At 65.9% G+C, this 13,896-nt stretch carries 10 protein-coding genes; 2 read left to right on the top strand and 8 right to left on the bottom strand.

Annotated elements, in window-relative coordinates; all coding sequences use genetic code 11:
- Positions 1-88: 88 nt before the first annotated feature.
- Genes IAG41_RS02060 through IAG41_RS02030 form a run of 7 tightly spaced genes read right to left on the bottom strand, consistent with a single transcriptional unit; the run spans position 89 to position 6,935 of the window.
- Positions 89-892 (bottom strand): NADPH-dependent oxidoreductase, encoded by an 804-nt coding sequence (locus IAG41_RS02060; protein WP_187726908.1) that lies wholly within the window; start codon positions 890-892, stop codon positions 89-91.
- On the bottom strand, positions 889-2,262 hold the full coding sequence (locus IAG41_RS02055) for an LLM class flavin-dependent oxidoreductase (RefSeq protein WP_187726907.1): 1,374 nt from the start codon (positions 2,260-2,262) through the stop codon (positions 889-891). The genes IAG41_RS02060 and IAG41_RS02055 overlap by 4 nt, the downstream gene beginning before the upstream one ends.
- Positions 2,259-3,002 carry an ABC transporter ATP-binding protein gene (locus IAG41_RS02050; RefSeq protein WP_187726906.1) on the bottom strand — a complete coding sequence of 248 codons (744 nt, stop codon included), beginning with the start codon at positions 3,000-3,002 and terminating at the stop codon, positions 2,259-2,261. The genes IAG41_RS02055 and IAG41_RS02050 overlap by 4 nt, the downstream gene beginning before the upstream one ends.
- Positions 2,999-3,889, bottom strand: coding sequence for an ABC transporter permease (locus IAG41_RS02045; RefSeq protein ID WP_187726905.1), 891 nt, complete (start codon positions 3,887-3,889; stop codon positions 2,999-3,001). Before IAG41_RS02045 ends, IAG41_RS02050 begins: the two co-directional genes overlap by 4 nt.
- 12 nt (positions 3,890-3,901) lie before the next feature.
- Entirely contained in the window at positions 3,902-4,996 is a 1,095-nt protein-coding gene (locus tag IAG41_RS02040; protein ID WP_187726904.1) for an ABC transporter substrate-binding protein, read from the bottom strand.
- Positions 4,996-5,970, bottom strand: a complete 975-nt coding sequence (locus tag IAG41_RS02035) for a TauD/TfdA dioxygenase family protein (protein ID WP_187726903.1) — start codon at positions 5,968-5,970, stop codon at positions 4,996-4,998. The genes IAG41_RS02040 and IAG41_RS02035 overlap by 1 nt, the downstream gene beginning before the upstream one ends.
- Positions 5,971-5,981: 11 nt before the next feature.
- The gene (locus IAG41_RS02030; protein ID WP_187726902.1) at positions 5,982-6,935 is read right to left on the bottom strand and encodes an aldo/keto reductase; all 954 of its coding nucleotides are present in this window, start codon (positions 6,933-6,935) and stop codon (positions 5,982-5,984) included.
- 415 nt (positions 6,936-7,350) lie between these two features.
- Here IAG41_RS02030 and IAG41_RS02025 point away from each other — a divergent pair, with 415 nt between their 5' ends.
- Positions 7,351-9,687 (top strand): TonB-dependent receptor, encoded by a 2,337-nt coding sequence (locus IAG41_RS02025; protein WP_187726901.1) that lies wholly within the window; start codon positions 7,351-7,353, stop codon positions 9,685-9,687.
- Positions 9,688-9,751: 64 nt separating this feature from the next.
- Here the strand turns inward: IAG41_RS02025 and IAG41_RS02020 are convergent, their stop codons facing one another.
- Positions 9,752-11,791, bottom strand: a complete 2,040-nt coding sequence (locus tag IAG41_RS02020) for an amidohydrolase family protein (RefSeq protein WP_187726900.1) — start codon at positions 11,789-11,791, stop codon at positions 9,752-9,754.
- 473 nt (positions 11,792-12,264) lie between these two features.
- Here IAG41_RS02020 and IAG41_RS02015 point away from each other — a divergent pair, with 473 nt between their 5' ends.
- Entirely contained in the window at positions 12,265-13,851 is a 1,587-nt protein-coding gene (locus tag IAG41_RS02015) for a carboxylesterase/lipase family protein (RefSeq protein WP_187726899.1), read from the top strand.
- Positions 13,852-13,896 lie beyond the last annotated feature (45 nt).

The following is a 13,896-nucleotide window of genomic DNA, read 5'->3' as shown; positions in this document are numbered from 1 at the left end:
ACGGCTATGCGCCCAAAAACAGTCGTTGGATGCGATCTACATCGTATCTGGAAGCGGTCGTTCAGACAGCGCGGGCGCGACTTCCGCGTCAGCGGAGTGCGAAGCCCCGTCTTTGCAGGATGCTCTTCAAACGGTCGCGGCCGGCCATCGATTCCGGTCCGGCGGTTCGGCGAAGTGCCAAGGCGGTCCAGTCGATTTCCGGCAGCGCTTCCTGGCGCTGAAAGGCGCGGAGGCGGGCATTATACTGCTCCGCGGCGTCGTGGCTCGCTTCCCCCCAATTGTAGCACTCGCGGTACAGGACTGAGGATTGAGGCAGGCGCGGCTTGATCGATGCGGCGCGGGCGGGGTCGGGCTTGCCCACCGCCAGTCCGACGAGGGGAAAGACCCGTGGCGGCAGGCCGAGCTCTTCGGCGACTTCCGCCGGATGGTTGCGGATGCCGCCGATATAGACCGAGCCAAGCCCCAGGGATTCGAGCGCCACGACGGCATTCTGCGCTGCCAGTGCCGTGTCCACGGCACCGAGCAGGAAGGTCTCGGTGTAGTCGAGGGCATGCGGTGCCCGCCCGGCGACCTTGCCGAGCTGTGTGAGGCGATCGAAGTCGATCAGCCAGACCAGCAGCAGCGGCGCCTCGACGATGTGCTTCTGGTTGCCGGCGAGCGCCGCCAATCGGGCCTTGCGGTCCTGCTCCTCGACAGCGACCACGCTCCACACCTGGAGGTTCGACGAGGATGGCGCGGATTGGGCGGCGGCGACCAGCGTCTCGATCGTACCCTCCGGCAACGGCTCGGGCAGATAGGCGCGCACCGATCGATGGGCGAGCAGACCGTCGATCACCGCATTGGCGCGCAGCTCCAGGCCCTCGGCGGCGCGATAGCGTTCGACCACGCTCATGCGCCGGTCGCCGCTTCGGGTACGGCGTCGCGGTTGCGCAGGCCCGCGCCGCTCGTCGGGCGTGCCAGTCCCAGATTCTCGCGCAGCGTGCGGCCCTCATATTCCTCGCGGAACAGGCCCCGGCGCTGGAGAATCGGCACCACTTCGTCGACGAATTCGATCAGCCCGCTCGGCAGGATCGGCGGCATTACGTTGAAGCCGTCGGCTGCGCCTTGCTTGAACCAAGTCTGGATGACGTCGGCGACCTGCTCGGGCGTCCCGACGGTGGTGAGGTGGCCGCGCGCCGTGGAGACCTCGCGATAGAGCTGGCGCAGCGTCGGCCGCTCGCGCTCGACCAAGTCCGATACCAGTTTGAGGCGGCTCTTGCTGCCATTGGTGTCGCGCGGCAGCGGCGGGGCGATGTCGTCGAGCGAATAGCCGGACAGATCGATGCCTTGATAGTGGCGCCGCAGGATGCTCCAGGCCACTGCCGGATGGACCAGCGCCTGCAGCTCCTCGTAGCGACTGCGCGCTTCGGCCTCGGTGCCACCGAGGACGGCGAAGACTCCCGGCATTACCAGCAGATCCTCGGCGCGGCGGCCATATTTCGCCAGCCGCCCCTTCACGTCGGCGTAGAATTCCTGCGCGTCGCCAAGCACCAAGTTTGCGGTGAAGATCACCTCGGCGGTCCGAGCGGCCAGCTCCCGGCCAGGCTCGGAGGCGCCCGCCTGGACGATCACCGGATAGCCCTGGGGCGGCCGGGCGATGTTCAGCGGACCGCGCACCTGGAAGTGCGGGCCGACATGGTTCAGGACATGGAACCTGTCGAGGTCGAGATAGACGCCGCTCGCCCGATCGCGGACAAAGGCGTCGTCGTCATAACTGTCCCACAGCCCCTTCACGACATCGATATATTCCTCAGCCCGTTCGTAACGCTTCGAATGCTCGAGATGCTCGGTGCGGCTGAAGTTCGCGGAGACGTCGGCCCCCGTCGTGACGACGTTCCAGGCCGCACGTCCGCCGCTCACCCAATCGAGCGAGGCGAATTTCCGCGCGGTGGTGTACGGGTCCTCGTACGTGGTGGTCGAGGTCGCGACGAAGCCGATGCGTTCGGTCACCTGCGCCAGCGCGGCCCAGAGCGTCACCGGCTCGAAATGCGCCGCCTTGGCATTCTGCTGGAAGGTTTCGGCGTCGGTGAAATCGGCATAGCCGCCCGGGCTGTCGGCGACGAAGACCAGGTCGAACTTGCCGCGTTCGGCGGTCCGGGCCAGCGCCTTGTAATGGTCGAGATTGTGACCCGCATCGGCCTGGGCGTCGGGATGCAGCCAAGCGGAGACATGATGTCCGGTCGCCTGCAAAAAGGCTCCCAGACGCAGCTTGCGTTCGGTCATGCGACGTTCCTTTCCTTCGCGTGGTGGGCAAGCGCGGGATCGTCATCGATCCCGAACAGCGCCAGGAGTTCATGCTGAAGAGCGGCGAACCGCTCGCGCCGGATCGGGCCTTCGAGCGGCAGTGCGACCCTGACGTCGCGAATGATCCGCCCCTCCTCCAGGATGACGATGCGATCGGCGAGTTCGATCGCCTCGGCGACGTCGTGCGTGACCAGCAGCACGGCGGGCCGGTGCGTCTCGGAAAGGCGGCGCAGGAGCGCGTGCATCCGGATGCGGGTGAGTGCATCGAGCGCACCGAACGGTTCGTCGGCGAGCAGCAGTTGCGGCTCGCGGACCAGCGAGCGGGCCAGCGCCACGCGCTGCTGCTCGCCACCCGATAGCTCGTGCGGCCAGGAGCGTTCGCGGCCGGAAAGCTCGACTTCGGCGAGCGCCTGGCGGCCGCGCGCCCGGGCATCGCGTACGCCTAGGCCCAGCACGACATTCTCCAGCACCCGCTTCCAAGGCAACAGGCGAGCGTCCTGGAACACCACCGAGATGCGCTCGGGCACGCGGATTTCGCCAGTGCCTTGGGCCTCGTGATCGAGATTGGCGAGCGCGCGCAGCAAGGTGCTCTTGCCCGAGCCGCTGCGGCCGAGCAGCGCGACGAACTCGCCGGGCGCGATGTCGAGGTTGACGCCCTCGAGCACGCCCTTGGCGGTGAAGCGGCGGGTGAGGCCGCGGATTCGGACCGCCGCGCTCATCCGGCCAGCGTCCTGCGCCAGCTGAGCGCCCGGGCTTGGAAGAGGCGCACCACCGCGTCCGAGGCGAGGCCGAGCAGCGCGTACACGACGAGCCCGACCAGCATCACATCGGTCTGGGCATAGTTGCGCGCCAGCGTGACCATATAGCCGATGCCGCTGGTGGCATTGAGCTGCTCGACCACCACCAGCGCCAGCCACGACGCCGTCACGCCGAAGCGCAGCCCTAGCAGGAGCCCCGGCAGGGCGCCCGGCAGCACGACGTGGCGGATGAACTGCACATGGCTCAGCCCGAGCGTCTCCGCCAGCTCCACCTGCCGTATGTCGATAGCGCGCAGCGCATTGTGGGTGTGGAGATAGATCGGCACGAAGACCGTGATCGCGATCACGCTGATCTTCATCGTCTCGCCGACGCCAAACCACAGCACCATGAACGGGATCAGCGCTAGCACCGGGACACCGCGTTTCAGCTGCACCAAGCCATCGATCACATAGCCGCCGAGCAGGCTCAGGCCGGAGAGTAAAGCGAGGGCGATACCCGCGACGGTGCCGAGCACCAGTCCCTGTGCGGCGCGCCACGCGGAGACGGCGAGATGCTCCTGCAGCCGGCCCGTACGGACAAGTTCGATCGCGGTCTCGACGGCCACCCAGGGCGAGGGCAGAATCCGACTGTCGAGAAAGCCGGTCTCGGACAGGACCGCCCAGTAGAGCAGCAGCAGGAACGGTCCCAGCGTCCAGCCCCAGCGCGCCGGCTTGTCGAGGCCCAGTCGGATACGGTGGCCCGAGGCCAGGGGCATTGGCCGCCCGGCCTCAGGGATCGTGGCGCCTGCCGGCTCCAGCGCAATCGCGCCGCTCCGGCCGGCGGTGTCGAGAAAGCTATGGGCGTTCATGGCATCGCCTCCTCAGCGCCGGGCAAGCGGCGGACGTACCGTCGCCAGCGGTTCGAAACGGGGATCGAAGAGCGTGGTGGCGTCGAAGCGCGGCCGCCCGGTCTCGGCGGAGAGCAGGTCGATCGCGGCCTGCTGATAGGCACGCGCGTCGTTCCAGTCGGCGGGCAGCGCGATGTCTCCGGCGGCGTCGACGATCAGCTTGGCGTCGGCCGCGTTTAAGCCCTGTTGTTGCTGGTAATAACCACGCGCCAGCTCGGCCTTGTGATCCTGCTGCCACTGCTGCGCCTTGACCCACCAGCCTATGTAGAGCTTCAGCGCGGCTGCCTTGCCGGGGTCCTCCAGCGTGGTGACCGGCACATAGGAGAGCACGAGATCGTCGCGGAACGGCGGATGACGGAGCACCCGGGCGCCGTCGCGGCCGAACTTGCGCAGGTAGCGTTCGGCGACGATCCCACCGCCGATCGGGGCCGCATCGACGACCTTGCTCGCGAGCGCGCTGGTGTAGACGTCGCCACCGATCGAGGAGGGCAGCTCCACCAGCTTCACGTCCTTGGTCGACAGCCCGACCGCCTTCAGCGTCTGGACGACGATCTGGCTCTGCACCTGGCTCGGGCTGAACGCGATCCGCCTGCCCTTCAGGTCCTCGAACCGGGTGATGCCGGAACCGGGTGCGATGCCCCAAACGAAGGACGGGGTGGCGACGGGATCGCGGCGCTGGCGGATCGCGATGATCTTGACCGGCAGCCCGACCCATATCGCGTGGATCGGCGGGACATTGGCGCCAACGCCGACGTCCAGCGCTCTCGCGTGAAACGCTTCGGTCACATCGGGCCCGCCGGTGATCTGCGCCCAGCGGATGCGGAAGGGCAGTTGCTTGTCCCAGCCGTTGTGCTCGAACACCCACTGCGTGACCGGATCGCCGACGACCAGCACCGTGTCCTTGCCGACGCGGTCAGGCAACGGCGCGCTGAGCGCCAGCCCGCCGCCCGCCGGCTCGGCATTCACCGCGCGGTTGGGCGCGAACGCAAACAGGAGGGCGACGCTGACCGCCACGAAGGCGGTCAGGCCGTAGAGCCCCCAGGGCGTGCGCTTGCGCCCGCGCGGCATCAGCCGAGCACGTTGAACAAGTCGCCCTCGAGCGGGCGGCTGCGGAAGCCGTCCGGACCCTCGGGCAAATCGCCGGCCACGGTGATGCGGCGCACCGCGCGCGGCAGGTCGAAGTGCGAATAGTCGATCGGCCCGGCATGGGCGACCGCCTGGTTGTCCCAGACCACCAGAGACTTGGGCCGCCAGTGGAAGCGGACCTGATATTCGGGCCGCGTCGCCTCGTAGAACAGCAGGTCGAGCAGCGCCTGGCTCTCGCGCTCCTTCAGCCCGACGATGTGGCTCACCGTGCCGGGATTGAGGAACAGCAGCTTCTCGCCCGTCTCGGGGTGGATCCGCACCAGCGGGTGAAGCGAGACGAACGGGCCCGTCGAGCGGCCGTCGCGGCGCGGCTTGCGACCTTCATTGTCATAGCCGCTGGTGCGATGCACCGCCTGCAGCCCATCGATCAGCTTCTGGATGCTGGGCGACAGCCCGCGATAGGCCTCGATCAGATTGGTGAACAGCGTGTCGCCGCCATAGGGCGGGATCTCCACGCCGTAGAGGATCGAGTAGCGGTTGGGATTGGCGACGAAGGTGATGTCGATGTGCCAGCCCTTATAATCTCGCGGCGGTTCGCGGCCCGGTGGCAGTGCGTCGTTGCGCTGTCGGCGGGTGCGATATTCGTCGACCGTGCGCTCCCAGATCTCGGGATGGTCTTCCAGCCCCTCGGCGATCGGATGTGCCGGGGTAAGCGGGCCGAAGGCACGGCCGAATGCCTTGAGCTGGTCGTTGTCGATATGCTGGTCGCGGAAGAAGACGACGCGCCAGTCGTGCAGCGCCTTCTGGATGTCGGCGGCAAGCTCCGGGCCGATCGGCTTGCTGAGATCGACGCTACCGATCTCGGCGCCGATCGTGGGCGTGACCGGCTCGACGGTGATATGGTCATAGGTGAAGCGATCACGCGCATCGTCTGCGCGCAGTGCGGTAATGGTCATCCCAATTCTCCTCAGGCAGCGACGGGTTCGGGTGGCACCTGGGCCAGGCGATCGGCCGGATAGCGCGTGCCGACGGTCGAGCCGCGGACATAGACGGCCTCCAGCTCGGCCAGCGTCGCCGCGTCGAGCTCGATCTCGTTGGCCGCCCAATTGGCTTTCAGGTGATGAATGTGCCGGGTGCCCGGGATCGGTACGACGCCCTTCGACAGCAGCCAGGCGAGCGCGATCTGCGCATTGCTGGCGCCGAGCCGTTCCGCGACTTGTTCGATCGCTTCGCGCCGTGCGGCATTGGCGGCGATCGCTTCGGGCTGGAAGCGTGGGTGCTGGCGTCGAACGTCGTTTGCGTCGGAAACCTCGGCACCGGCAAGGAATCCGCGGCCGAGCGGGCTATAGGCGACAAAGCCGATGCCGAGCTCGCGGACGGTAGGCAGGATCTCGACCTCGACGTCACGAGTCCAGAGCGAATATTCGCTCTGCAGCGCGGTCAGCGGAAAGGCGGCGTGCGCGCGGCGGATCTGCTCGGCGCTCGCTTCCGAAACGCCGACCGCGCCGATCTTCCCTTCCTCGACGAGACGGCCGAGCGCCCCCACCGATTCCTCGATCGGGATCTCCTTGTCGACGCGGTGGAGATAATAGAGGTCGATATGATCGACGCCGAGCCGCTCGAGGCTCGCTTCCACCGCCTCGCGCGGCTGGACCACCGCGCCGTCGGGCCCGTCGGGGCGGTGGATGAACTTGCTGGCGATCACCAGCGGGTCGCGCCTCGCGCCGATGGCGCTGCCGAGCAGCTGCTCGTTATGGCCTTTGCCATAGCCAGTGGCGGTGTCGAAGAAGGTGATCCCCAGATCGATCGCGCGATGCAGCGTCTCGATCGAATGCGCGTCCTCCGCACGGCCATAGCTGTGCGACAGGCCCATTGCGCCGAAGCCCTGCGGGCTGACTGTCAGTTTTCCGATTTGCGGCATGCTTAGCTCCCGATGCCGCGGCGCCGTTGGAGGCGACCGCGAACACAAGGCTGCGCGCAAGCCAGGCGATCGGGGAACGTAGAAAAACTATGCCGATCGCCAGAATCCCTATCATTTGAGTAGGAATTGGGATTTCGCCATCCTGCCGACGCATTGGTGGAGGGTCTGGCACGGATCCTGCTATAATATCAGCCGAATTTCTCCGACCTGCGCCTCGCGGACTTCCCCCGATTACCGTCTCCAATAGAAATGCTTGGGGCATTGGGAGGCTTAATTCCCATTGACTCGATAGGAATTTGCCGAGAGCTTCCAGCCCGTTGGTGCATCGCAGCATGCGAGGCGTAATTCGGAGCGGCGGGCAGCTTCGATGCGCGCCGGCACCGCAATCTTTTTTCGTTTCTTGGGGATGGGTTCGATGAAGAACACCTATCGGGTTGCACTGCTGCTTTCGTCCGTCATCGCCTTCGCGAGCCCCGCTCTCGCCAGGGAAGACCGCCATCCCGCACCGGACCCCGAGACTCCCGTGCGCGACGACAAGCGCGACGAGACAAGCGACGGATCGGTGGAGGACAATCCGGAGATCACCGTCACCGCCCGCCGCCTGCAGGAGCGCGCGCAGGACGTGCCGATCGCGCTCTCGGTGGTCAGCGGCGATGCGCTCGAGCGGAGCGGCGGCTATACCCTTCCCGACATCCAGGCGCGGACGCCCAGCCTCACCGCCTTCAATTCAAACCCGCGCAATTCCTCGGTCGGCATCCGCGGCATCGGCGTCTCCTCGGCATCGGACGGCCTCGACACGTCGGTCGGCGTCTATATCGACAATGTCTATCTCGGCCGGCCAGGCATGGCGCTCGCCGACCTGATCGATGTCGACCGGGTGGAGGTGCTGCGCGGCCCGCAGGGCACGCTGTTCGGCCGCAACAACTCCGCTGGCGTGCTCAACATCACCACGCGCCGGCCGGAGTTCGAGTTCGGCGGAACGGCCGAGCTGTCGGTGGGCAATTATGGCTATAACCAGGAGCGCGTCAGCCTCACCGGTCCGATCGTGAAGGACCTGCTCGCCTTCCGTGTCACCGGGTTCAACACGCATCGCGGCGGAGTCCTGGATAACATCAAGACTGGCGTCGACGCGAACAGCGTGGGCCGCTCGGGCTTCCGTGCCCAGCTGCTGTTCACCCCCACTGCTGATCTGACCATCCGGCTGATCGGCGATTACAGCCAGGAGGACGATACCTGCTGCGTCAGCGCGACCAAGCTGGTGCTGCCCGCCACCCTGAGCGCCACGACGGGCCGCACGCTCGCGGCGCTCGCCATGCTCGGCTATGTGCCGACCGGCGACCGCAACGACACCAGCAACAATTCGACCCAGAACATGCTGACCGACCAGAAGGGCGTGTCGCTACAAGCCGACTGGAATCTCGGCTTCGCGACGCTGACCTCGATCTCGGCCTGGCGCTATTGGCATTTCAGCCCGCTCCAGGACAGTGACGGGACGCCGCTCGACATCATCCAGGTCAACGTCGCGCAGACCAAGACCGATCAATATTCGCAGGAGCTGCGGCTGTCCTCCGGGCCTGGCCGGTTCAACTGGCAGATCGGTGGGTTCCTGTTTCACAGCGACCTTACCGACCATTTCATCCTGAACCAGTTCGGCTTCGACGCCAGCAATTTCTACACCACCTATGCCAGGCTCGCGAACCCGAACGCCGCGGCGATCAATATCGCCCCGGGCTCGCAATATCTCGACGATGTCAGAACCAGCGTCGACAGCATCGCCGGCTTCGGCCAGGCGAATTTCGAAGTGACGCCGCGCCTGACCCTGACCGCCGGCGTCCGCTACACCAGCGACAAGCGCTGGGGGCGATCGGATACCTCGACGGTGGGCACGCCCAATCCGGGCACCTCAATCCCGTTCCACTACAATGTCTCGGTGAAGGACGACAATCTGTCCTACCTGTTGAGCGCGTCGTACAAGGTCGCGCCCGACGTCCTGCTCTACGCCTCCTATTCGACCGGCTACAAAGGCTCGGGGCTCAACCTCAATTCGGCGGTCTCCGCGGGCACGCCGCTGGTCCTCGATCCGGAGAAAGTGCGCAACTGGGAGACCGGCCTGAAGTCCGAGCTGTTCGACCGGCGCCTGGTATTCAACGTCAGCGCCTTCTGGACCGAGCTGGAGGGATTGCAGGCGAACATCGTTCCCACGAACGGCAATCGCTCCTATCTCGCCAATGTCGGCGACGTGCGCTCGCGCGGCATCGAGGTGGATGCCAGCTGGCGCGCCGCGGAGGTGCTGACCCTCACCGCCAACGGATCGTATAACGACGCGATCTACACCAGCTATCCGAATGCGCCCTGCCCGGTCGGCGTGACCGGCGTCTGCAACCTCACCGGCCGTCCGCTCTGGCAGGCGCCGACCTGGATCGGCAACGCAATCGTCGACCTGCACACCGATCTCGGCAAGGGCGTGAAGGGCTATGCGATCGGCCAGGTCAGCTATCGGTCAAGCACTTATGGAGCCGCCGATGACGGGCCTTACAGCAGGATTGACGGCTATGCGGTGGCGAATTTCAGGCTGGGCGCAAGCTTCGCGAGCGGCCGATACGACCTGTCCGCCTGGGTGAATAACCTGTTCGACAAGCGCTATTTCCAGAATCTCAGCACCAGCCAGATCGTCGGGGCCACCGCGTTTGCCTATGCCGGTCAGCTCGGCACACCCCGGACCGCGGGTGCCACGCTGCGGGCCCTGTTCTAGCCTGCGCTCCCAGATTGGCGCAGTTTGCGACCTGGTCAGCGGTTCTTCGCCAGGCAAGATCTTCTTACTTCGGCATCCCGCTCAATCCGCTAGCTGCCCGTAACTCCGCGCCCTTCAGTCGGTAGCCATCCAGAAACACCAACTCCACGTGCCGCAAATTGGTAATGTCCTTCGACACATCGCCGTCGACCAGGATGATGTCTGCGTTCTTGCCCTTGGCGATCGAGCCGGCAATGCCGTCCATGCCAGTGATCCGCGCCGGGATGATCGTCGCGGTCTGCAGTGCCTCGGCGTTGGTCAGGCCGGCCTCCTGATACAGCTCGAGTTCGCGGACCAGCTCTAGGCCATAGCCATCAGTGCCCGCGACGATGCGCACGCCGGCATCATGCAGCCGCCCGACCACGTCGACCATCTTGCGGAAGCTCTTGCGGTAATCGTCGCGCGTCAGGCCTTCGGAGAGCGGATAGCCGGCGATCTTCCACCCGCGCACCACCGAGGGCGGCGCGACATCGGCGAACGGCGAATATTCGGGCGAGATGGCGGTGCCGTCCGATGTCATCAGCGGCTCCCACACCGTCAGCGTCGGGTCGATCACGGTGCCGCGCTTGGCGAGCTCGGCATAGAACGCCTTCATCGCAGGCGAATCGAGATCGACATCCTTGCCGTAGCGCGCCGGTCCCTCCAGCCGCGCCGCGGTGTTGGCCTTGTCGACCACGTCCTGGGGCATCGCCTGCATCATGATGAAATTGATGTGGGTGACTTCGTCATAGCCGGCGCGGACCGCATCGAGCGGGCGCATGCCGGCCGGAACGTGGCCATGGACCCACAGGCCGAGCCTGTGCGCCTCGGCGGCGGCGGGCGCGATCCACGCCGGGTTCATCGACGTGTAGAACTTGACGCCCCACATCCCCGCCGCCTTGACCTTGCGGACCGCCTCGATCGCCTCGACTTCGGACGAGACGGTAAGCGCGCCTTGCGCGGCGAGCGGGTCCTTGCGGTCGATGATCACGGAGATCTTGCCGTCGGGCGCGAGCAGGTCGCCGGCGGCGCGGCGCTTGTAGATATCCTGTCCCTCGTCGATCAGCGTGCCGGGGCTGCGATAATTGGTCATGCCGGTGGCGAGGTTCTGGAGCAGGTTCCAGTCGCCGCCGACATGCTGGTGCGCGTCCCACAGACCCGGCAGGAGGGTCTTGCCGCGGCCATCGACCGTGGTTGCGCCCGCCGGGGCCTTGATCGAGCCCGCCCCGCCGACAGCAGCGACCTTGCCGTCGGCGATCAGCACGGCGCGGTTGGGCAAATATTTGCCCGCGACCGAATCGAACAACAGGACATTGTCGACCAGCGTCGGCGAATGGTTGCCCGCGCTCAGGAAACGATGCGCGATGTCGCGTACCATCTCGGCGGTGGCCTTTTCCTGGATCTCCTTGAGCTTCGGACCTGCCGCCTCGAAGCCTTCTGGCAGCAGCGAGATGCCACCGGCATTGCCGAAATAGCGATCATTCTGGTCGAGCCACACCGGCGAAGGCGAGAAGCCATAGCCGGTGATGAAGGCGAGCTTGAGCGTCTTGGCGCCACCGGGGCCGTCGATTTGGACAGACTTGCCGATGGCGATGCTGGCATGGCCGGTAGGGAGCAGGTCGATGCCAGCCGGCCCCGCCGCGACCAGCGCCTCGATATCCTTCTCGCCGGCAAGCCACGGGCCGCCATAGCTATTGTAGCGCTTGCCGGCGGCGGGTGCCGAGCCTGAATCGACCGAGGTCTTCCAATGGCCCACGCCGCCGGCATCCATGCTGAAATTCTCGTCCGCGCCGCCCACATCGGTGAAGCCGCGGATCGCGATCGCGATCGCGCGCTGCTGGGCGTCCAGCGTTGTCACCTGGTCGGTCTCGGTCACCCAGCCGCGCAGCGACATCGACATGCGATAGGCAACGCGCCCGTCCGGCAGCGTCCACGACCAGACATCCCCATGCTTCCCAGCCGTCGAGCTGATCGTGTAATGACGCGCGCCGGCCGGCGCGGTCATTAGTTGCTCCTTGGGCGTCTGCGCCAAGGCGGCGATCGGCGCAGTGGCGGCTAGCAGGGCAGCGAGAATCAGTCGGCGCATGAGGACCCCCTTGGCGATCGCCCACACTCGCAAGGCGGCCGCCCTCGTGCAACGATCAATCTTGTGCAGGCTTCACCATAGATCGGTTGCGGAGGAGGCTCAGGCGCCGTTTCCCCGCGGAACGGTCGCGGTTGCTCGAAGCTCCGCCGTGCTTGCCTGCCCTAGGTTGTGCGCGATCAGTCATTTCCGAAACCGGACGAGCATTCGGTGCGGCGGGTTCACGGCGTTCCGTCCGATGTCGGCTTTTCAAAGCGGCCTCCAAAAGCCGACAGTCAGCTAGAGGCCAACCTCGGCCAGACGCTTTGGCGGGCTCAACGTCCGCAATTGGGGCGCAGTCAGATGTTGCTCGCAACAATGCATCTGCCCAATTTTGACTTCTCGAAGATGTCTCTTGACCGAAGGACGTCCATTGACAGGCGTATTAATGCCATAATACACTCGGATCGATTTGGCTTAGTCGAAAGAGCGAGACGATGCGAACGGCACTAGGGCTCGCACTGGCATGCGCGTTGACGACCCTGGCTGTGCCTGCGCAGGCCGGGAATGGGCCGATCGTGGCAACCGAAGGCGGCAGGCTTGAGGGCGTGGTCGATCCCGGCGCGTCGTCCATTCGCATCTTCCGCGGCATCCCGTTCGCCGCCCCGCCCCTGGGCGACCTGCGCTGGCGGGAACCGCAGCCCGCTTTGCCATGGTCGGGCGTCCGCCAGGCAAGTGCATTCGGTCCGCGCTGCATGCAGCAGCCGCTTTACTCCGACATGATGTTTCGGTCACCGGGAACGAGCGAAGACTGCCTCTACCTCAACGTATGGACGCCGGCGAAGCTGGATCGCCCGCCCGGGCGCAAGTTGCCTGTATTGGTCTACATCTATGGCGGCGGCTTCATGGCGGGCGACAGCTCGGAGAAGCGTTATGACGGTGCCGCGCTGGCTAGGCGCGGCATCGTCGTCGTCACGATGAATTACCGCCTCGGGATCTTCGGCTTCTTTTCTCATCCCGAGCTCACCGCGAGCTCGCCCCATCATGCGTCGGGCAATTACGGACTGCTCGATCAGGTTGCAGCGCTTGGCTGGGTCAAGCGCAATATCGCCGCATTTGGTGGCGACCGTGACCATATCACGATCGGCGGAGAGTCCGCGGGATCCATGGCAGTGAGTGCGCTGATGGCCTCGCCCTTGTCGCGCGGCGACATCGCCGGTGCGATCGGCGAGAGCGGCGCGATGATGCAGAAATGGACGCCGCCTGCGGGCGCGGAGGTCGAGAAGAAAGGAGCGGCGTTCGCGCAAAGCCTCGGCGCGCCGACGATCGCGGCGCTACGCGCGATGCCGGCGGAAAAGCTTCTCGGGACGCAGGGCAATGCCAGGGACATGCCATTCGACGCCGTGATCGACGGATACTTCCTGACCGAAGCGCCATCGGTGACCTTCTCCAATGGCAAGGCCGCCCGCGTCCCGCTCCTGGTCGGCTCCAATTCCCAGGAGGCGCCCGGCTCGGCGGTATTCGGAGAACGCGTCCCGACCCTGGCCAGCTATCGCGCCGGCCTGACCCGGACGTTGGGCGACAATGCGGATGTCATTTTCAACCTCTATCCGGCGAAGACCGACGCCGAGGTGCTGCCGGCCGCGACAGCGGTCGCCAGCGACGACTTTCTCGCGCTGCCGACCTGGAAATGGTTCGACCTGCAGCGCCAGACCGGCGCGCCGACCTATTATTATTACTATGCTCATGTCCGCCCTCGTTTCGTGACGGACACATCGGGCAACCCGCTGCCATGGGGCGCCGTGCACAGCGCCGAGATCGAATACGCGCTCGGCAATCTCGACGCCAATCCGCTTTACGCCTGGACCGAGGGCGACCGGAAGGTGTCGGCAACCATGAGCGGCTATTTCGCCAATTTCATCAAGACCGGGGACCCTAACGGCGGAAGCTTGCCACTTTGGTCGAAGGCGTCCCTCGATCCAGCCAACATCTGGCGCCAGACTATCGACGTCGACACCCGCAGCGTACCGTTCCCAGAACAGCGCCGTTACATCAGCGCTGATCCGCTGCTCTACATGCGTTGAGCTGATCGTCGATCTGCAGGAATGCGCCGGGATACCACTCGGGCG

Origin of the sequence: Sphingomonas sp. JC676 (genome assembly GCF_014489075.1) — a bacterium.
Lineage (GTDB): Bacteria > Pseudomonadota > Alphaproteobacteria > Sphingomonadales > Sphingomonadaceae > Sphingomonas.
This window is presented reverse-complemented; position numbering and strand designations above follow the sequence as displayed.